We start from the raw sequence: 18,691 nt of genomic DNA on the forward strand, positions 1-18,691 counted from the left end.
CTGTGGGCGGACTGTGTGCCTGCCAGAGATACGACCGGCACTATGAGACGGACAGTCAATGGACCCGGGACCGGGAGGACCAGTGCCGCTCTCGCCGACGCATGTGACCCACCTGGCCGGCGTGGACACGGCACGTGCGGCGCGGGTACTGAACGACATCCGATCGGCCACCCTGTCCGGCCGGCCCGCGCCCATCGCTCCGCGCCCCGTGATCGAGGAGTCCTGGACCCGGATGCTGCGCGGCGGCGTCGACCCGGACCACGACTTCCGGTCAGGGCTGCTGGCACCCGAGGAGGTGCAGCGGCGCCGGGAGAGCACCCCGCTCCGGCACGTCCTGCCGGTCCTGCGGGAGGGGCTGCTGTCGGTCGCGGACGTCGCCCACCACATCATGGTGGTCGCCGACGAGGACGGCCGGGTGCTGTGGCGGGAGGGCAGCTCCCCCGTGCTGCGCAAGGCCGACGGCACCGGCTTCGAACTCGGCGCGGACTGGCGGGAGGACGTCGTCGGCACGAACGGCATCGGCACCCCGGTGGTGGTGCGCCGCCCCGTCCAGGTCTTCGCCTCCGAGCACTTCGTCCGCTCCCAGACCTCGTGGACCTGCACCGGCGCCCCGATCAAGGACCCGCGGGACGGCCGGCTGATCGGCGTCGTCGACGTGAGCGGGCCGCTGGACACCATGCACCCGGCGACGCTCGCCTGGGTCGACTCGGTGGCCAAGCTCGCCGAGTCACGGCTGCGCGAGCTGCATCTGACCACGCTGGAGCGACTGCGGGCCGTGGCGGCGCCGGTGCTCGCCCGGCTCAGCGGCCGGGCCCTGGTGGTGGACCGGGACGGCTGGACGGCGGCCGTGACCGGAATGCCGTACACGAACCGGATCGCGCTGCCCAAGTCCCTCTCGCCGGGCCGCCGGTGGCTGCCGGCCCTCGGTCTGTGCGCGCTGGAGCCGCTGGCCGGCGGCTGGTTGATCCGCGCTGCCGACGAACCGGAGCCGCAGGGCGTCACCCGGATCGTGCTCGACCTCGCGCAGCCGCGCCGCTGGACGGTCACGGTGTCGGGCGGCGCGGGTACCTGGAGTCACGAACTGAGCCCCCGGCACGCCGAATTGCTCTACCTGCTGGCCCTGCACCGCTCGGGCCGCAGTGCGGCGGGCCTGGCCGACGACATGTTCGGCGATCCGGGCCGTACGGTGACCGTGCGCGCGGAGATGTCCCGGGTACGGCGCTATCTCGGGGCGTTTCTGGAACATCGGCCGTATCGTTTCTGCGAGGACGCCGAGGTCGAGGTGCTGCTGCCGGGCCGTCCGAGCGACCTGCTGCCCCACTCGACCGCCCCCGCCGTGCTCGGGGCCCGGACTGACGCCGAGACCGAGTGAAAACCCTCGATCTGGGCGCATCTTCCGCATAATTGCACGGTCTTCGCCCCCGGCGGCGCTCTACTGCCGTAGCATCCCCTACGGGCCACCCCACCTGCTCCTCGGTCAACGTACGGATCATCAGGCGCAGTTGGCCCGCCTCGGGAGGACGGTATGAAGCAACGTGGCAGACACCGCAGGCGCAAGCGGGGCCAAGCGCTGCGCGCCTTCCTGGCCGGGACCGCCCTCGCACTGACCGCCGCCGCCACCATGATCAGTGCCTCCCAGGCCACGGTCGCCGCCAATCCCGGGCCACTGAAGCCGCTCACCTCGGCCGCCGAGACCGACCCGCTGCGCCTGACGGAATCCCGGATACCGCAGGGCGACCTCGACCGGCTCTCCTCCGCGATGGGGCATCCGGCCGGCGTCTCCGCCGTCCTCGGCTCCGCCGACCGGAGCCTGCGCGACGCGATCGACTGCACGGCCGGCGAGCGCAGTGCGCTGCCCGTGGCCCCGGAGGCCACCGCCGCGTACTGCTGGGACACCGCCGACACCCGCTCCTGGCGGGCCGGGGCGGTCACCACCTCCGGAGACGCCGACGACGACGGCCTGTGGGGCGCCCACCGCGTGATCCTCTCCGCGTGGAGCCGCACCGGCACCGCCGCGCACGACGGGGGCCTGGCCCGGGTCGCGTTCGTCGACGCGGACGACCTGAACCGGCCCACCTACTCCTGGGTCCTCCTCGCCGTCCCGGTCGACGGCGGGCGCGACTACCGCGGCCTCGTCTCCCAGGTGTCCGGCATGGTCTGGTACCAGAACAAGCTGCTGGTCACCGCGAGCGGCGACGACGGCGACGCGCTGTACGTCTACGACATGAACCGCGTCCAGCGGGCCACCGTCGACAGCGACGCGGTCGGCAAGGTACGCGGCGGCTGGTCGGCGCACGGCGCCCAGTGGGTCCTGCCCGCGGTCGCCTCCTACCGCCCGACCGCCGGCACGAACGCCGCCCGCCCCGACTACCTCTCCCTGGACCGCAGCACCGCCCCGGACAGCCTGGTCGCGAGCGAGTGGGTCTCCGGGGACGGCGACGCCGGTACCCGGGTCTGGCGCTACGACTTCAGCACCTCCCCCGCCCGCTCCGGCCTCCTGGCCACCGACACCGGCGGCTCCGCGCGCGTGGCCGAGGCGTACGTCACCAAGGCGTCCGGCTCCGGCCCCGTCCTGTCGTACGACTCCCAGTGGTACCTGGGCCGCGCGGCGCACACCGAGGGCGACCACGGCACCCTGTGGCGCCAGAACCCGAAGGACCCCGCGAAGGCCGCCCGCTGCGGCACGGACGAGACCCGCAACTGCTGGAGCGGGGAGTCGGAGTCCCTGTCGTACTGGGAACAGACGGGCGATGTGTGGTCCCAGTCGGGCCGGGTCCTGTTCGCACTGCCGCTGGCCTCGATCGACAGATCTCTGGGATAGATGATTCCCTGACCGGCATGCCGAACATCGCCGTGACCACGTGGTCCCTGGAACAGACCGCTCCGACCGATCTCCTCCCGGCCGAACCCCCACAGGGCGACGTCCGCATCCGCCGCGCGGAAGTCCCCTCCCCCGAGTTCAGCCGCTACCTCTACGCCTCCGTGGGCGGCGACATCCTCTGGACCGACCGGCTCTCGTGGACGTACGCACAGTGGCGGGAGCACCTGGAGCGCCCCGGCGTGGAGACCTGGGTGGCCTACGACCGCGGCACCCCGGCCGGCTACGCCGAACTCGGCCCGCAGGACGACGGCGTCGTGGAGATCTCGTACTTCGGCCTGATCCCGGCGTTCCGCGGCAGGCGGATCGGCGGCCACCTCCTCTCCTACGGCGCCGCCCGCGCCTGGGACCTCGCGGACCGCTGGCCGGGGCTGACCGACACCAAGCGGGTCTGGCTGCACACCTGCTCCAAGGACGGCGAGCACGCGATGGACAACTACCAGCGCCGTGGCTTCAAGCTCTTCGACACCAAGGTCGAGGAGGAGGCCGAGGCGCCCACACCTGGCCCCTGGCCCGGGGCCTACCCGGCCTGACCTGCGGGAACAAGACTCCCCGCGATCTTTGTGACCAACGACACCCTGGTCTCACCTGTCGAGACCAGGGTGTCCACATGGTGGATAAAGCTGGACTGTGTCCAGATCGCCGTGACACGCTTCCGTCATGTCTGGAACTGGAATTGCCTTGGTGAGTCGGCGGCACGTCGACCTCGGCCGCATGTCCAGCGCCATCTGTCCGGTGCGCTGACGAGCCGCAGCGTCACCCGACACATCCTCTCGTTCTCCTCCCCGCGCAATGACGCGCAGGTACACCCATGCGCCCGTACGCGCAGGTAAGAGCCGCTTTCCGCCTGTCCCGAAGGACGTAGAACCATGGCCGCCACCCCGCAGAACCCTGCCGCCGCAGCGCCCCGCCGCAAGGTGAGCCGTCACCGCGGTGAGGGTCAGTGGGCCGCGGGGCACCACACCCCGCTGAACGGCAACGAGCAGTTCAAGAAGGACGACGACGGTCTCAATGTGCGGACACGCATTGAGACGATCTACTCGAAGCGCGGCTTCGACTCGATCGACCCCAACGACCTGCGCGGCCGGATGCGCTGGTGGGGCCTCTACACCCAGCGCAAGCCCGGGATCGACGGCGGCAAGACCGCGATCCTGGAGCCGGAGGAGCTGGACGACAAGTACTTCATGCTGCGGGTGCGGATCGACGGCGGACGCCTCACCACCCAGCAGCTGCGGGTGATCGGCGAGATCTCCGAGGAGTTCGCGCGCGGCAGCGCGGACGTCACCGACCGGCAGAACATCCAGCTGCACTGGATCCGTATCGAGGACGTCCCGGAGATCTGGAACCGCCTGGAGGCGGTCGGCCTGTCCACCACCGAGGCCTGCGGTGACACCCCGCGCGTGATCATCGGCTCGCCGGTCGCCGGCATCGCCGAGGACGAGATCATCGACGGCACCCGGGCCATCGACGAGATCCACGAGCGGTACATCGGCAGCAAGGAGTTCTCCAACCTGCCCCGCAAGTTCAAGACGGCGATCTCCGGCTCGCCGCTCCTCGACGTGGTCCACGAGATCAACGACATCGCCTTCGTCGGCGTCGAGCACCCCGAGCACGGCCCCGGTTTCGACCTGTGGGTCGGCGGCGGCCTGTCCACCAACCCGAAGCTCGGCGTCCGGCTCGGCGCCTGGGTTCCGCTGGACGAGGTGCCCGAGGTGTGGGCCGGTGTGGTCGGCATCTTCCGCGACTGGGGCTACCGCCGCCTGCGCACCCGGGCCCGTCTGAAGTTCCTCGTCGCCGACTGGGGCCCGGAGAAGTTCCGCCAGGTCCTGGAGGACGACTACCTGAAGCGCAAGCTGGTCGACGGCCCCGCGCCCGCCGAGCCCTCGGGCCGCTGGCGCGACCACGTCGGCGTGCACCGCCAGAAGGACGGTCTGTTCTACGTCGGTTTCGCCCCGCGCGTCGGCCGTGTCGACGGCACCACGCTGACGAAGATCGCCGAGGCCGCGGAGGCGCACGGCTCGGGCCGGGTCCGGACCACCGTCGAACAGAAGATGATCATCCTCGATGTCGAGGAGGCGCAGGTCCAGCCGCTCGTCGAGGCCCTGGAGGCGCTCGACCTCACCGCCAAGCCCTCCCCGTTCCGGCGCGGCACCATGGCCTGCACCGGCATCGAGTACTGCAAGCTCGCCATCGTCGAGACCAAGGCGCGCGGCTCGCAGCTGATCGACGAACTGGAGCGCCGGATCCCGGACTTCGACGAGCCGCTCACCATCAACCTCAACGGCTGCCCCAACGCCTGCGCCCGTATCCAGGTGGCGGACATCGGTCTCAAGGGCCAGCTGGTCCTCAACGACCGGGGCGAGCAGGTCGAGGGCTACCAGGTGCACCTGGGCGGCGCGCTCGGCCTGGAGGCCGCCTTCGGCCGCAAGGTGCGGGGCCTGAAGGTCACCTCCGAGGAGCTGCCCGACTACGTCGAGCGCGTCCTGAAGCGGTTCCAGGCCGAGCGCGAGGAGGGCGAGCGCTTCGCCGCCTGGGCCTCGCGTGCCAGCGAGGAGGCCCTCTCATGAGCGAGCGGGCCGCCCCCTTCTACTGCCCCTACTGCGGCGACGAGGACCTCCGTCCGAGCGAGGAGTCTCACGGCGCGTGGGAATGCGCGGCGTGCAACCGCGCATTCCAGTTGAAGTTCCTCGGGCTGCTCGCCCGGGGCCTTCGGCACACCGACGCAGGGGGAGATCAGATATGACGGCGATTCAGGAAGAGCGCGCGACCGAGGATCTCAAGGCGCTCGCCGAGCAGGCGGGCCGCGACCTGGAGGACGCCTCGGCGCTGGAGATCCTCCAGTGGGCGGTCGACACCTTCGGCAAGCGCTTCTGCGTGACCTCCTCGATGGAGGACGCGGTGGTGGCACATCTGGCGTCCCGGGTCCTCAAGGGCGTGGACGTCGTCTTCCTCGACACCGGCTACCACTTCGAGGAGACCATCGGCACCCGGGACGCGGTCGAGGCCGTGATGGACGTGAACGTCATCACGCTGTCGCCGACGCGGACGGTCGCCGAGCAGGACGCGGAGTTCGGCCCGAAGCTGCACGACCGCGACCCCGACCTGTGCTGCAAGATGCGCAAGGTCGAGCCGCTGGAGCGGGGCCTGAAGGACTACCTGGCCTGGGCGACCGGTCTGCGCCGCGACGAGTCCCCGACCCGGGCCAACACCCCGGTGGTCGGCTGGGACGAGAAGCGGCAGAAGGTCAAGATCTCCCCGATCGCCCGCTGGACCCAGGACGACGTGGACGCGTATGTCGCGGAACACGGCGTCCTCACCAACCCGTTGCTCATGGACGGCTACGCCTCCGTCGGCTGCGCCCCCTGCACCCGCCGTGTCCTGGAGGGCGAGGACGCGCGCGCCGGCCGCTGGGCGGGCAGCGCCAAGACCGAGTGCGGGCTGCACGGATGACGACATCTACCAAGGAGTTGCACGTGACGACCGGAGCCACCGTCTGGCTCACGGGTCTGCCGAGTGCCGGCAAGACCACCATCGCGTACGAGCTGGCCGGCCGGCTGCGCGAGGAGGGCCACCTCGTCGAGGTGCTCGACGGCGACGAGATCCGCGAGTTCATCTCCGCGGGCCTCGGCTTCAGCCGCGAGGACCGGCACACCAACGTGCAGCGCATCGGCTTCCTCGCCGAACTGCTCGCCCGCAACGGCGTGAAGGCGCTGGTCCCGGTCATCGCGCCCTACACCGACAGTCGTGACGCGGTGCGCAAGCGCCACCAGGAGAGCGGCGCGGCCTACCTCGAGATCCACGTGGCGACTCCGGTCGAGGTGTGCTCCGTACGCGATGTGAAGGGCCTGTACGCCAAGCAGGCCGCGGGTGAGCTGTCCGGGCTGACCGGGGTCGACGACCCCTACGAGGAGCCCGAGTCGCCCGATCTGCGCATCGAGTCGCAGAACCAGACCGTCCACGAGTCCGCGGCGGCGGTCCACGCGCTGCTCACCGAGAGGGGACTGGCATGACGACGACCGTTGCGAAGGTGGAAGAGGGCACGGAGGCTCCGTACGCCCTGTCCCACCTGGACGCGCTGGAGTCCGAGGCGGTGCACATCTTCCGTGAGGTGGCGGGTGAGTTCGAGCGGCCGGTGATCCTGTTCTCCGGCGGCAAGGACTCCATCGTCATGCTGCATCTGGCGCTGAAGGCGTTCGCCCCCGCGGCGGTCCCCTTCTCGCTGCTGCACGTGGACACCGGGCACAACTTCCCCGAGGTCCTCGAGTACCGGGACCGTACGGTCGCCCAGCACGGTCTGCGGCTGCATGTGGCCTCCGTGCAGGACTACATCGACCGGGGTGTCCTCAAGGAGCGCCCGGACGGCACTCGCAACCCGCTGCAGACGCTGCCGCTGACCGAGAAGATCCAGGCGGAGAAGTTCGACGCCGTCTTCGGCGGCGGCCGCAGGGACGAGGAGAAGGCCCGGGCCAAGGAGCGGGTGTTCTCGCTGCGGGACGAGTTCTCCCAGTGGGACCCGCGCCGCCAGCGCCCCGAACTGTGGAACCTGTACAACGGCCGCCACGCCCCCGGCGAACACGTCCGCGTCTTCCCGCTGTCCAACTGGACCGAGCTGGACGTCTGGCAGTACATCGCCCGCGAGGGCATCGAGCTCCCGGAGATCTACTTCGCCCACGAGCGTGAGGTGTTCTCGCGCAGCGGCATGTGGCTGACGGCGGGCGAGTGGGGCGGGCCCAAGGACGGCGAGAGCGTCGAGAAGCGCCTGGTGCGCTACCGGACCGTCGGTGACATGTCCTGCACGGGTGCCGTCGACTCCGACGCCGTGACGCTGGAGCAGGTCATCACGGAGATCGCCGCCTCCCGGCTCACCGAGCGCGGCGCCACCCGCGCCGACGACAAGATGTCCGAGGCCGCGATGGAAGACCGTAAGCGCGAGGGGTACTTCTAAGCATGAGCACCACCACGGAACTCACCGAGACGACCCTTCTGCGGTTCGCGACCGCCGGTTCGGTCGACGACGGCAAGTCCACGCTCGTCGGCCGGCTGCTGCACGACTCCAAGTCGATCCTCACGGACCAGCTGGAGGCCGTGGAGCGCGCGTCGGCGAGCCGGGGCGCCGAGGGCCCGGACCTCGCGCTGCTGACGGACGGGCTGCGCGCCGAGCGCGAGCAGGGCATCACCATCGACGTCGCGTACCGCTACTTCGCGACGCCGAAGCGCCGGTTCATCCTCGCCGACACCCCCGGCCACGTGCAGTACACCCGCAACATGGTGACGGGTGCCTCCACCGCCGAGCTGACGGTGATCCTCATCGACGCCCGCAACGGCGTCGTCGAGCAGACCCGCCGGCACGCCGCCCTCGCGGCGCTGCTGCGGGTGCCGCACGTGGTGCTCGCCGTCAACAAGATGGACCTCGTCGACTACGCCGAGCCCGTCTTCGCCGCGATCGCCGAGGAGTTCACGGCGTACGCGCTCGAACTGGGCGTCCCGGAGGTCACCGCGATCCCGATCTCGGCGCTCGCCGGTGACAACGTGGTGGAGCCGTCCGCGAACATGGACTGGTACGGCGGCCCGACCGTCCTGGAGCACCTGGAGACGGTCCCGGTCACCCACGACCTGAGCCACTGCCACGCCCGCCTTCCCGTGCAGTACGTGATCCGGCCCCAGACCGCCGAGCACCCCGACTACCGGGGCTACGCCGGTCAGATCGCCGCAGGCTCCTTCCACGTCGGCGAGCAGATCACCGTGCTCCCGTCGGGCCGTTCCACGAAGATCGCCGGCATCGACCTGCTCGGTGAGCCGGTCGACGTCGCCTGGACGACCCAGTCGGTGACGATCCTCCTGGAGGACGACATCGACATCTCGCGCGGTGACCTGCTGGTGCCCAGCAAGGACGCCCCGCCGACCACCCAGGACATCGAGGCGACCGTGTGCCACGTCGCCGACGCCCCGCTGACCGTCGGCCACCGGGTCCTGCTCAAGCACGGCACCCGCACGGTCAAGGCGATCGTCAAGGACATCCCGTCCCGCCTCACGCTCGACGACCTGTCCCTGCACCCGCACCCGGGACAGCTCGTCGCCAACGACATCGGCCGGGTGAAGATCCGTACCGCCGAGCCGCTGCCCGTCGACTCCTACTCCGACTCGCGGCGCACCGGTTCGTTCATCCTCATCGACCCGAACGACGGCACCACGCTCACCGCGGGCATGGTCGGCGAGTCGTTCGCGTCCCCGGAGCCCGTCAAGGACGAGTCCGAGGACGACGGGTGGGACTTCTGACATGAACTCCACCGACTACTACTCCACGTTCGCGAAGGAGGGCGGCCGCGTAGGCAGCGGTGCGCTCGGCAGCGGGCAGGGCGGAGTGGCGCGATGTGTGCGCTGACGTACGCGCACCGCTTGCGCGCCCCGTCCCCCCACAGCCGTAGACGCAGACCTGCCGACCTCCCGGCCACGACCTGAAAGACCGTGACCGCCGGGCCTCCGAGAGGAACACCTCCCGTGCCTGCTACACCAGTTCTTCGCCGCACCCTCGCGGTCATCGCCGCGCTCCCGCTCCTCACCCTCGCCGCCTGCGGCTACGGCTCCGACGCGAAGGACGACGGCACCGCCAAGGTCGCCGCCGGGGCCAAGAAGATCGACGGGCTCGACTCCGTCAAGATCGGCTACTTCGGCAACCTGACCCACGGCACCGCGCTCGTCGGGGTGAACAAGGGCTTCTTCCAGAAGGAGCTCGGGGCCACCAAGGCCTCGTACGCGACCTTCAACGCCGGACCTTCCGAGATCGAGGCGCTCAACTCCAAGTCGATCGACATCGGCTGGATCGGCCCCTCCCCGTCGATCAACGGCTACGTCAAGTCGGGCGGCAAGAGCCTGAAGATCATCGGCGGTTCGGCGTCCGGCGGAGTGAAGCTGGTCGTCAACCCGGACAAGATCAAGTCCCTCAAGGACGTCAAGGGCAAGAAGATCGCCACCCCGCAGCTCGGCAACACGCAGGACGTGGCGTTCCTCAACTGGATCGCCGACCAGGGCTGGAAGGTCGACGCACAGAGCGGCAAGGGTGACGTCACCGTCGTCCGCACGGACAACAAGATCACGCCGGACGCCTACAAGGCCGGTTCCATCGACGGCGCCTGGGTGCCGGAGCCGACCGCGTCGAAGCTGGTCGCCGAGGGCGGCAAGGTGCTGCTCGACGAGGCGTCGCTGTGGCCGGACAAGAAGTTCGTGATCACGAACATCATCGTGCGGCAGGACTTCCTCAAGGACCACCCGAAGGCGGTCGAGGCCGTCCTGAAGGCGTCGGTGGAGGCCAACAAGTGGATCAATGCCAATCCGGACGCGGCGAAGGCGGCGGCGAACAAGCAGCTGGAGGCGGACTCCGGCAAGGCGCTCAAGCCCGAGGTCCTGGACCCGGCCTGGAAGTCGATCCAGTTCACCAACGACCCGCTGGCCGCCACGCTCAACACGGAGGCTGAGCACGCGGTCAAGGCCGGTCTGCTGAAGAAGCCCGACCTGAACGGGATCTACGACCTCACGATCCTCAACAAGGTCCTCAAGGCCGACGGCGAGTCCCCGGTCGACGCCGCCGGTCTCGGCACCAGCTGACCCCGGTCCCCGAAGAGTTCCCAGGAGGTGACGATCATGGCCACGACCACGACGCTCGCCAAGGCCGACGAGTCCGTCGAGTACGCCGCACGCCTTGAGCACGTCTCGAAGTCCTTCGCGGGACCGGGCGGACAGCAGCTCGTCCTGGACGACATCAGCATCGATGTCGCGCCGGGCGAGTTCGTCACCCTCCTGGGGGCCTCGGGCTGCGGCAAGTCCACGCTGCTGAACCTGGTGGCGGGGCTGGACCAGCCCAGCACGGGCGCCATCACGACCGATGGCCGCCCGGCCCTGATGTTCCAGGAGCACGCCCTCTTCCCGTGGCTGACCGCGGGCAAGAACATCGAACTCGCCCTGAAGCTCAGGGGAGTTCCCAAGCCCGAGCGGCGCGGCAAGGCCGAGGAGCTGCTCGAACTGGTCCGGCTGAAGGGCGCGTACGGCAAGCGCGTCCACGAACTGTCGGGTGGTATGCGTCAGCGCGTGGCCTTGGCCCGCGCGCTGGGGCAGGAGAGCAACCTGCTGCTGATGGACGAGCCGTTCGCGGCCCTCGACGCCATCACGCGGGACGTGCTGCACGACGAGATCACCCGGATCTGGACGGAGACCGGGATCTCCGTCCTGTTCGTCACGCACAACGTGCGCGAGGCGGTACGGCTCGCGCAGCGCGTGATCCTGCTGTCCTCCCGTCCCGGCCGGATCGCGCGCGAGTGGACGGTCGACATCCCGCAGCCGCGTCGCATCGAGGACGCGCCCGTGGCCGAACTGGCCCGTGAGATCACCGAAGAACTGCGTGGGGAGATCCGCCGTCATGGCCAGCACTGACACGACACCGGCCCAGGACGCCGGGAGCGTAGAGGCGGGCCTCGACGCGCTGGAGACCCAGGCCACCGGCCGCCCGACCCTCCGGCAGACCCTCGTCAACAAGATCCTGCCGCCGGTCATCGCGCTCGCGGTGGTCCTCGCGGTCTGGGCGCTCCTCTACCCGGTCGTCGACAACCCGTCCAAGCTGCCGTCGCCGGCGGCCGTGGGCTCCACGTTCAAGGAGGCCTGGCTCCAGGGCGATCTGCTCGGCTACATCTGGACCAGCGTCTCGCGCGGTCTGCTGGGCTTCTTCTTCGCCCTGCTCATCGGCACCCCGCTGGGCCTGATCGTGGCCCGGGTGAAGTTCATCCGCGCGGCCATCGGCCCGATCCTGTCCGGCCTCCAGTCGCTGCCGTCGGTGGCGTGGGTGCCGCCGGCCGTGATCTGGCTTGGCCTGAACAACTCCATGATGTACGCCGTGATCCTGCTCGGCGCGGTCCCCTCCATCGCCAACGGCCTGGTGTCCGGCGTCGACCAGGTGCCGCCGCTGTTCCTGCGGGCCGGCCGCACGATGGGTGCGACGGGCATCAAGGGCATCTGGCACATCACGCTGCCCGCCGCGCTGCCCGGCTATGTGGCGGGCCTCAAGCAGGGCTGGGCGTTCTCCTGGCGCTCGCTGATGGCCGCGGAGATCATCGCCCAGTTCCCCGACCTGGGCGTGGGCCTCGGCCAGTTGCTGGAGAACGGCCGCACCAACAGCGACATGGCCATGGTGTTCGAGGCGATCCTGCTCATCCTGTTCGTCGGCATCGCGATCGACCTGCTGATCTTCAGCCCGCTGGAGCGGTGGGTGCTGCGCAGCCGCGGTCTGCTGGTGAAGAGCTGAGTCCATGAAGCCCGTTCTCCTGGTCATCGCCCACGGCAGCCGCGACCCGCGGCATGCCGCGACGGTGCACGCTCTCGTACGCCGGGTGCGCTCGCTGCGCCCGGACGTACGGGTGGAGACGGGCTTCCTCGACTTCAACATCCCCTCCGTGCAGGGAGTGTTGGAGTCCCTGGCGGCGGAGGGCGTCCGTGACGTCGTGGCGCTGCCGCTGCTGTTGACGCGGGCGTTCCATGCGAAGGCGGACATCCCCGCGGTGCTGCGGGACGCGCCGCGGCAGCTGCGGATCCGGCAGGCGGAGGTGCTCGGCCCGTCGCCGCTGCTGCTGTCGGCGCTCGAACGACGGCTGTACGAGGCGGGGTTGACGCCCGCCGACAAGTCCTCGACCGGGGTCGTGCTGGCCTCGGCGGGGTCCACCGACCCGGAGGCGATCGCAGTGATCGCTGACATCGCGCGGGAGTGGCGGCACACCGGTTGGTGCGCCGTGCGGCCTGCGTTCGCCTCCGCGGCCCTGCCCCGCACCGAGGACGCGGTGCGGGAGTTGCGGGCCCTCGGCTGCGCGACGGTGGCCGTGGCGCCGTACGTGCTCGCCCCGGGGTTCCTGCCCGACCGCATCGCGCGGGGCGCGGCCGAGGCGGACGTCCTGGCCGAGGTGCTGGGGCCCGCGCCGGAGGTGGCGCGGGTGCTGCTGCGGCGGTACGACGCGGCGGCGGCGCGGGGGCTGCTGCGGCTGACGGTGAGCGCGTAGGCGTTACTCCCCGGCAGCCGCCACCGCCTCGTCGGCCAGCCGTGCCAACTCCCCCACCGGCAGCGACCCGGCTGCCCTGCGCTCGCGGGCGAAGGTGTTGGCCAGGCCCTGGAGAAGTTCGTTCAGCGGGGTCGGGATGCCGTGCAGGCGGCCGAGGAGGGCGATCTCGCCGTTGAGGTAGTCGGCCTCGATGGTGCCGGTGCCACGGGTGAGGGACTGCCAGGAGGAGCCGCCGCCGCGCGGGGCGTCGTCGAGGGGCAGCAGGGTGATCTTGTCGCCACGGACCTCGCGCTGTTCCTCGGGACTCGTGTACGCGATTCCGGCGGCCTCCAGCACGGCCATGCCCTCGGCCTGTACCCGCTCGACGAGCGCCCGGGCCTCCTCACCCTCGACGGGACCGGCGACCGCCTCGACGGCGTTGGCGAGGTTGGACAGCAGCTTGGCGTACTGCCAGCGGGCGAGGTCCGGCACGACCGGCGCCTCGAAGCTCGACTTCTCCAGGTCGGCGGCGATCCGCCGGGCGGTCTCGTCCGTGCCGTGCGGGTACACGCCCAGGTGCAGGATGCCGGTGAGCGGGCTGCCCGCGGCGGAGACGAGCCCGGGTTCCACGAACGTCGCCGGCAGCCAGACGCAGACGCCGTACACCTGCCGGAATCGCCGCAGGGCCACGCGCTGCCCCTCCACGCCGTTCTGCGCGCACAGCAGTGGCAGCCGCTCGGCGGCCGTGCCGCCGCCCTCGACCGGGGCCGGACCCCACGCGTCCAGGGCGCCTTCCGTGTCCTGGGTCTTCACGGCGAGGACGAGCACGTCGTCGGCGCGCAGCACGCCGAGTCCGGCCGGCCCCTCCACGACCGGGAGCCGGTACGTGAACTCGCCCTCTGGCACCCTCAGCCGCAGTCCCCCGTCTCTCAGCGCCGCGTACTGCGCTCCCCGCGCGACCAGAACGACCTCGTGCCCGGCCCCCGCGAGCCGCCCACCGACGACCCCGCCGACCGCCCCTGCCCCGATGATGATGTAGCGCATGGGACGAGCCTCGCACAGCGGTGCCGACCGCCGAGCGTCCGGTGGGTCATCCTGCGAACGGCGTCGCCTGGTGGAAGTACAGCAGCCACCCGCTCGGCGTGCGCCGCCACAGTGAACTGCGGTGTGCCCGGCCGCCGTTGTGCTCCGTTTCGAAGGTGAGGTGAACGACGTCGGGCGCGAGTCGGACCCCCTTCATCCCGGACGCCGCGATCGGCCCGGCCTCCTGATCCGAGGCCCCGGCCAGGGCGGCGATGATCGACGCGCGGTCCCAGTGCCGCCCGGACGCGCCGAACTCGTGGAACTCGGGGTGCAGCAGCGCGCCCACCAGCTCGGGCGAGGCGCGTACCTCGGGGTCGAGGAGCCGCAACTCGCCCTGGACGGCGGCCTCCACGGCGGGATCGCGGTCAGGCACCGGTCATCTCCACCAGCTTGACGACCGTGTTCCAGTTGCGGCTGGTGGCGATCACGCCCTTGTTCAGTCTCGGTTTGGACAGGTGCTCGGCGAGCTTGGAGCGGCCGAGGCCGTTCGGGGCGTACAGGTACAGGGCGCGGTCCCCGAGGCGGAACTCCTCCGGGAGGTAGGCGGCCTGGTCGACCTCAGCGAAGCGGTCCGCGTCGACGAGCCCGGAGAAGTAGGTGACGTGGAGCTGTTTGGCCTCCAGCTCGGCGGCCGGGAAGGGACAGGCCTCCGCGACGGCCTTCAGGTAGGCGTGGTCGCGGACGATCACGTCGACCGCGAAGCCGAACCGCTTCTCGATCCCGCCCGCGAGCTCGGCGGCCAGGGTCTCCTCGTCGCCGTGGTCGGCGGTGAACACTGCCTGCCCGCTCTGGAGGTAGCTGCGTACACCGCCATGTCCGAGGTCTTCCATCAGCGTGCGCAGGTCGGTCATGGGGACCTTCCTGCTGCCGCCGACGTTGATTCCGCGCAGCAGCGCCGCATACGTGGTCGTCATGCGCACACCCTAGGACGGCCTGCACGCGGACCCCGATCATCGCCCCGCACAAGGGCCGTTAGATGTAAGGGTCACGGTCCTCCCCAGTACGGAGGGCGCGCGGTCCCTTGGGAGGAGCCGGTGCCCGGCGCACCTCACCGGGCAGCACGACGAGATGGCTTTATCCAGCCCATACCTTCGAAAGGAAAGGTGGCGGCAGGGGGCTGCCATCGCACACAAGGGGGCAAGCCCGTCATGGGGACAGGAGACACAAGGGTGCGGGGCCTGGCCGCCCGGGCCGGCGGCTGGAGCGCACGGCACCGATGGGCTGCCGTAGGTATCTGGGTGCTGTTCGTCGTTCTGGCGATGGGGCTCGGCTCGGCGGCGGGCCGGGTCGACGTCAAGGACAGCGACCAGTTGAAGGGGGAGACCCACACCGCCGCGAAGATCATCGAGGACGCCGGGATCGACGAGCCGGCCAGTGAGACGGTGCTGATCCAGGCCAAGGGCGCCGGCGGCAAGGCGACCGACTCCGACTTCAGGGCCGCCGTCGCCGCCGTGATGAAGGCGGTCGAGGGCACCGGCAAGGTCACGGACGTGACGTCGCCGTACGACACGAACACGATCTCGAAGGACGGCCGCAGCGCGCTCGTGCAGTTCGACATGCGCGGCGAGGCGGACACCGCCGGTGACCGGGTCGAGCCGGTGCTGAAGGCGGTCGAGGGAGTGCAGAAGGAGCACGGGTCGCTGCGGATCGAGGAGATCGGCGGCGCCAGCATGATGAAGACGTTCTCCGACGCGTTCGGCGACGACTTCGAGAAGGCCGAGCTCTCCGCGGTGCCGGTGGCCCTCGGCATCCTGCTCATCGCGTTCGGCGCCCTGGTCGCGGCCCTGCTGCCGGTGCTTCTGGCCGTCAGCGCCATCATGGCGACCATGGGGCTGATGGGCGTCGTCAGCCATGTGATGCCGATGAGCGACACCGCCAACTCCGTGATGCTGCTGGTCGGTCTGGCCGTGGGCGTCGACTACTGCCTGTTCTACCTGCGCCGTGAGCGCGAGGAACGGCAGGCCGGACGGGACCCGCAGACCGCTCTGCGGATCGCCGCCGCCACCAGCGGTCGCGCGATCATCGTCTCGGGTGTCACGGTGTGCGTGGCGATGGCGGGCATGCTGTTCACCGGGCTCGCCGAGTTCGAGGCGATGGGCCTGGCCTCGCTGATGGTCGTGGCGGTCGCCATGGTCGGTTCCGTGACCGTGCTGCCCGCGCTGCTCTCGCTGCTGGGCGAGCGGGTCGAGAAGGGCAAGATCCCCTTCCTGCACCCGGACAGCCGGCTGCGCCGCAAGCGGAGCGGCAACCGGGAGAGCCGGTTCTGGACGGCCGTGCTGAAGGGTGTCCTCGCGAAGCCCGTCGTCTCGGTCGTGGTCGCGGCCGGCGCGCTGCTCGCCATCGCGGCACCCGCGCTCGGCATGAAGACCCAGAACCTCACCCTGGACCAGGAGTTCGGCGACTCGCTGCCGATCGTGCAGACGTACAACCGGGTCAACGACGCCTTCCCCGGCGGTTCCGATCCGGCCGAGGTGGTCGTCAAGGCGGCCGACATCAACGCACCCGAAGTCACCTCCGCGCTGGCCGACTTCAAGGAGCGGGCGATCTCCTCGGGCGCCTCGCGGGGCCCGGTCGAGATCAAGCTGCACGACGCGCAGAACCTCGCCTTCGTGTACGTCCCGCTGGTGGGCGGCTCCGACTTCGACAAGGCCGGTCAGAGCCTGGACACGCTGCGCGACGAGGTACGTCCCGCCACGCTCGGCAAGGTCGACGGTGTCGAGGCACCGATCACCGGACAGGTGGCGGGTTCCAAGGACTTCAACGACCAGCTGACCGGAGCGGTCGTCCCGGTCTTCGCGTTCGTGGTGGTCTTCGCCTTCGTCCTGATGCTTCTGTCGTTCCGCTCGCTGACGGTCGCGATCACCTCGATCGTGCTCAACCTGCTGTCGGTGGGCGCCGCCTACGGCATCCTCGTCGCCGTCTTCCAGCACGGCTGGGGTGCCTCGCTGGTGGGCGCGGAGGGCGTCGGCGCCATCATCACCTGGCTGCCGCTGTTCCTCTTCGTGATCCTGTTCGGCCTGTCGATGGACTACCACGTGTTCGTGGTCTCCCGGATCCGCGAGGCACGCCTGCGGGGCCGTACGACGAAGGACGCGATCCAGCACGGCGTGGTCACCACGGCCGGTGTCGTCACCAGCGCCGCCGTCATCATGGTCGCGGTGTTCGCGATCTTCGGGACGCTGTCCATGCAGTCCATGAAGCAGATGGGCGTGGGCCTCGCGGCCGCGGTGCTGATCGACGCGACGATCATCCGGGGCGTGCTGCTCCCGGCGGTGATGGCGCTGCTCGGCGAGCGCAACTGGTACCTGCCGAAGTGGCTGAACCGGCTGCCCGACCTCACCCACGACGAGGCCGCGGACGCCGTGGCGGCGCCCGCGGCGCGGGACGACGAGGGTGAGCCTGTGAGGGTCTGAGCCTTCCTCGCCGAAGGCTGAACACCCTTGTACTGAGGGCCCGTTGGTGACCGGGGTACCAACGGGCCCTCACTCATGCGGGCAGTGCCGCCTCGATGAGATCGGCCGCCCTGCGGGTGCCGCCCTCCTGCGCCATCTCCGCCTGGATCTCCTTCAGTTTCCGGGCGACTCCGGGGTCGTCGACCAGCGCGAGGGCGGCCGCTTTCAAGGCCTCTGCGGTCGCCTCCTCGGTGTCGATCCGGCGGGCGACACCGAGGCCCTGGAGCATGTCCGCGTTGCCGAACTGGTCCACGGCCTGCGGTACGGCGATCATCGGCGTGGCGGTCGCCAGTCCCTCCTGGCTTCCGCCCGCGCCGGCGTGCGTGACGAACAGGTCGGCCTGCTTGAGGATCGCCAACTGCGGTACCCAGGACCGTACTTCGACGTTGTCCGGTACGGTGCCGAGTTCGGCCGGGTCCACGTGCCTGCCGATCTGCAGCACGAGGTGCCAGCCGGGGAGGTCACCGAAGGCCCTGACGCATTCCTTGTAGAAATCGGGCCGCCGGGTGAACGAGGAGCCGAGCGAGACCAGCGCCACCTTCTCCGCCGCGGCCGGCCGCTGCCACTCCCCCTCGGCGCCGCGGTCGCCCTGGCAGGCGCCGACGAAGGTGTACACGCTCTCGTCGACCCGGTCGGCGTTCGGCTGCAGGGCCTTCGGGATCAGCACGAGAGAGCGGTCGGGACGGCCGACGAAGGTGTCCGGGTGCAGGGCGATGCCGTTCTCCTCCAGCCAGCTCTGGAACCGGGCGTAATAGGCCTGCCCGCGCTCGGACTTCTTCGGCTCGGCCCACATCGGCTCGGCGACCTCCTCCTCGTAGCCCCGCCAGGCGACGAGGTTCGGTGAGAGGGAGATCGCCGGCACGCTCCAGCGGTGGGCGAGGATCCGGGCCGGGTAGGCGGTGATGTCGTGCAGGACGAGATCCGGTCGGTCTCCGGCGTACGCCTCGACCTGCTGTGGCAGGGCCTGGATCGCGTCGGCGAGGAAGAGTTCCACGTGATCCAGCAGCTCGGTGCCCCAGGCCGCCGGGTCGTCGTCGGGGCCGGGAAGGGTCGAGGTCCAGGGCTTCACCTCGGCACCGGTCTCGGCGACCTTCTCGGCGAACAGGGGCGGGACGGCGTACGTGACCCGATGCCCGCGCGCCACGAGCTCCCGGATCACCTCGAGGCTGGGGTTCACGTGGCCGTGGGCGGCGATGGAGAACATGGCGATGTGCGAGCGAGTGGTCATGACAGGAAGGCTAGACGAGACGAGACGTCTCGTGCAA

At 70.4% G+C, this 18,691-nt stretch carries 18 protein-coding genes and 1 pseudogene; 15 read left to right on the top strand and 4 right to left on the bottom strand.

The features are described 5' to 3' along the window. Positions 1-58 precede the first annotated feature (58 nt). The 14 genes from AQJ46_RS20615 (at position 59) to AQJ46_RS20680 (ending at position 12,912) form a co-directional block, all read left to right on the top strand. Positions 59-1,372, top strand: a complete 1,314-nt coding sequence (locus AQJ46_RS20615) for a GAF domain-containing protein (protein WP_059207007.1) — start codon at positions 59-61, stop codon at positions 1,370-1,372. 153 nt (positions 1,373-1,525) lie between these two features. Then, positions 1,526-2,821: a hypothetical protein gene (locus tag AQJ46_RS20620; RefSeq protein WP_059207008.1), complete on the top strand. Its 1,296-nt coding sequence runs from the start codon at positions 1,526-1,528 to the stop codon at positions 2,819-2,821. 17 nt (positions 2,822-2,838) lie between these two features. Next, the gene (locus tag AQJ46_RS20625; protein WP_059207009.1) at positions 2,839-3,411 is read left to right on the top strand and encodes a GNAT family N-acetyltransferase; all 573 of its coding nucleotides are present in this window, start codon (positions 2,839-2,841) and stop codon (positions 3,409-3,411) included. 127 nt (positions 3,412-3,538) lie between these two features. Beyond that, on the top strand, positions 3,539-3,622 hold the full coding sequence (locus AQJ46_RS59055) for a putative leader peptide (protein ID WP_349817346.1): 84 nt from the start codon (positions 3,539-3,541) through the stop codon (positions 3,620-3,622). 125 nt (positions 3,623-3,747) lie between these two features. Next, positions 3,748-5,445 (top strand): nitrite/sulfite reductase, encoded by a 1,698-nt coding sequence (locus tag AQJ46_RS20630; RefSeq protein ID WP_059207010.1) that lies wholly within the window; start codon positions 3,748-3,750, stop codon positions 5,443-5,445. Beyond that, positions 5,442-5,621: a hypothetical protein gene (locus AQJ46_RS20635; protein WP_057611043.1), complete on the top strand. Its 180-nt coding sequence runs from the start codon at positions 5,442-5,444 to the stop codon at positions 5,619-5,621. The genes AQJ46_RS20630 and AQJ46_RS20635 overlap by 4 nt, the downstream gene beginning before the upstream one ends. After that, positions 5,618-6,328: a phosphoadenylyl-sulfate reductase gene (locus AQJ46_RS20640; protein WP_059207011.1), complete on the top strand. Its 711-nt coding sequence runs from the start codon at positions 5,618-5,620 to the stop codon at positions 6,326-6,328. Before AQJ46_RS20635 ends, AQJ46_RS20640 begins: the two co-directional genes overlap by 4 nt. Then, on the top strand, positions 6,325-6,888 hold the full coding sequence (cysC, locus tag AQJ46_RS20645) for an adenylyl-sulfate kinase (RefSeq protein ID WP_263972876.1): 564 nt from the start codon (positions 6,325-6,327) through the stop codon (positions 6,886-6,888). The genes AQJ46_RS20640 and cysC overlap by 4 nt, the downstream gene beginning before the upstream one ends. Next, positions 6,885-7,823, top strand: a complete 939-nt coding sequence (cysD, locus tag AQJ46_RS20650) for a sulfate adenylyltransferase subunit CysD (RefSeq protein WP_057611046.1) — start codon at positions 6,885-6,887, stop codon at positions 7,821-7,823. The genes cysC and cysD overlap by 4 nt, the downstream gene beginning before the upstream one ends. A 2-nt stretch (positions 7,824-7,825) precedes the next feature. Beyond that, the gene (locus AQJ46_RS20655) at positions 7,826-9,154 is read left to right on the top strand and encodes a sulfate adenylyltransferase subunit 1 (RefSeq protein WP_057611047.1); all 1,329 of its coding nucleotides are present in this window, start codon (positions 7,826-7,828) and stop codon (positions 9,152-9,154) included. A 222-nt stretch (positions 9,155-9,376) separates the two neighbouring features. Continuing rightward, positions 9,377-10,480 carry an aliphatic sulfonate ABC transporter substrate-binding protein gene (locus AQJ46_RS20665; protein WP_059207012.1) on the top strand — a complete coding sequence of 368 codons (1,104 nt, stop codon included), beginning with the start codon at positions 9,377-9,379 and terminating at the stop codon, positions 10,478-10,480. Positions 10,481-10,516: 36 nt separating this feature from the next. Continuing rightward, a complete protein-coding gene (locus AQJ46_RS20670) occupies positions 10,517-11,302 on the top strand; it encodes an ABC transporter ATP-binding protein (RefSeq protein ID WP_057611332.1) in 786 nt (261 codons plus the stop codon). Then, positions 11,289-12,167 (top strand): ABC transporter permease, encoded by an 879-nt coding sequence (locus tag AQJ46_RS20675; RefSeq protein WP_059207013.1) that lies wholly within the window; start codon positions 11,289-11,291, stop codon positions 12,165-12,167. Before AQJ46_RS20670 ends, AQJ46_RS20675 begins: the two co-directional genes overlap by 14 nt. A 4-nt stretch (positions 12,168-12,171) precedes the next feature. Further along, the gene (locus tag AQJ46_RS20680) at positions 12,172-12,912 is read left to right on the top strand and encodes a sirohydrochlorin chelatase (RefSeq protein ID WP_057611050.1); all 741 of its coding nucleotides are present in this window, start codon (positions 12,172-12,174) and stop codon (positions 12,910-12,912) included. A gap of 3 nt (positions 12,913-12,915) precedes the next feature. On the opposite strand, the gene AQJ46_RS20685 is transcribed toward AQJ46_RS20680, so the two are convergent. Genes AQJ46_RS20685 through AQJ46_RS20695 form a run of 3 tightly spaced genes read right to left on the bottom strand, consistent with a single transcriptional unit; the run spans position 12,916 to position 14,888 of the window. Then, entirely contained in the window at positions 12,916-13,935 is a 1,020-nt protein-coding gene (locus AQJ46_RS20685; RefSeq protein WP_059207014.1) for a ketopantoate reductase family protein, read from the bottom strand. Between the two features lie 46 nt (positions 13,936-13,981). After that, a complete protein-coding gene (locus AQJ46_RS20690) occupies positions 13,982-14,347 on the bottom strand; it encodes a nuclear transport factor 2 family protein (protein WP_059207015.1) in 366 nt (121 codons plus the stop codon). Then, positions 14,340-14,888, bottom strand: a complete 549-nt coding sequence (locus AQJ46_RS20695) for a DUF1697 domain-containing protein (protein ID WP_059207016.1) — start codon at positions 14,886-14,888, stop codon at positions 14,340-14,342. Before AQJ46_RS20695 ends, AQJ46_RS20690 begins: the two co-directional genes overlap by 8 nt. A 234-nt stretch (positions 14,889-15,122) precedes the next feature. On the opposite strand from AQJ46_RS20695, the gene AQJ46_RS20700 reads away from it, so the two are divergent. Beyond that, a complete protein-coding gene (locus AQJ46_RS20700; RefSeq protein WP_059207017.1) occupies positions 15,123-17,387 on the top strand; it encodes an MMPL family transporter in 2,265 nt (754 codons plus the stop codon). A 73-nt stretch (positions 17,388-17,460) separates the two neighbouring features. On the opposite strand, the pseudogene mgt reads toward AQJ46_RS20700, so the two are convergent. Beyond that, positions 17,461-18,691: pseudogene (gene mgt / locus AQJ46_RS20705) on the bottom strand (macrolide-inactivating glycosyltransferase).

Source organism: Streptomyces canus, from assembly GCF_001514145.1.
In the GTDB taxonomy this organism is placed as follows: Bacteria; Actinomycetota; Actinomycetes; order Streptomycetales; family Streptomycetaceae; genus Streptomyces; species Streptomyces canus.

Coding starts and splice junctions, on each gene's coding strand:
- cysD (WP_057611046.1), top strand. CDS start 6,885: ATGACGACGACCGTTGCGAAGGTGGAAGAGGGCACGGAGGCTCCGTAC.
- AQJ46_RS20620 (WP_059207008.1), top strand. CDS start 1,526: ATGAAGCAACGTGGCAGACACCGCAGGCGCAAGCGGGGCCAAGCGCTG.
- AQJ46_RS20630 (WP_059207010.1), top strand. CDS start 3,748: ATGGCCGCCACCCCGCAGAACCCTGCCGCCGCAGCGCCCCGCCGCAAG.
- AQJ46_RS20695 (WP_059207016.1), bottom strand. CDS start 14,888: ATGACGACCACGTATGCGGCGCTGCTGCGCGGAATCAACGTCGGCGGC.
- AQJ46_RS20635 (WP_057611043.1), top strand. CDS start 5,442: ATGAGCGAGCGGGCCGCCCCCTTCTACTGCCCCTACTGCGGCGACGAG.
- AQJ46_RS20640 (WP_059207011.1), top strand. CDS start 5,618: ATGACGGCGATTCAGGAAGAGCGCGCGACCGAGGATCTCAAGGCGCTC.
- AQJ46_RS20670 (WP_057611332.1), top strand. CDS start 10,517: ATGGCCACGACCACGACGCTCGCCAAGGCCGACGAGTCCGTCGAGTAC.
- AQJ46_RS20685 (WP_059207014.1), bottom strand. CDS start 13,935: ATGCGCTACATCATCATCGGGGCAGGGGCGGTCGGCGGGGTCGTCGGT.
- AQJ46_RS20675 (WP_059207013.1), top strand. CDS start 11,289: ATGGCCAGCACTGACACGACACCGGCCCAGGACGCCGGGAGCGTAGAG.
- AQJ46_RS20615 (WP_059207007.1), top strand. CDS start 59: ATGGACCCGGGACCGGGAGGACCAGTGCCGCTCTCGCCGACGCATGTG.
- cysC (WP_263972876.1), top strand. CDS start 6,325: ATGACGACATCTACCAAGGAGTTGCACGTGACGACCGGAGCCACCGTC.
- AQJ46_RS20680 (WP_057611050.1), top strand. CDS start 12,172: ATGAAGCCCGTTCTCCTGGTCATCGCCCACGGCAGCCGCGACCCGCGG.
- AQJ46_RS59055 (WP_349817346.1), top strand. CDS start 3,539: ATGTCTGGAACTGGAATTGCCTTGGTGAGTCGGCGGCACGTCGACCTC.
- AQJ46_RS20625 (WP_059207009.1), top strand. CDS start 2,839: ATGCCGAACATCGCCGTGACCACGTGGTCCCTGGAACAGACCGCTCCG.
- AQJ46_RS20700 (WP_059207017.1), top strand. CDS start 15,123: ATGGGGACAGGAGACACAAGGGTGCGGGGCCTGGCCGCCCGGGCCGGC.
- AQJ46_RS20655 (WP_057611047.1), top strand. CDS start 7,826: ATGAGCACCACCACGGAACTCACCGAGACGACCCTTCTGCGGTTCGCG.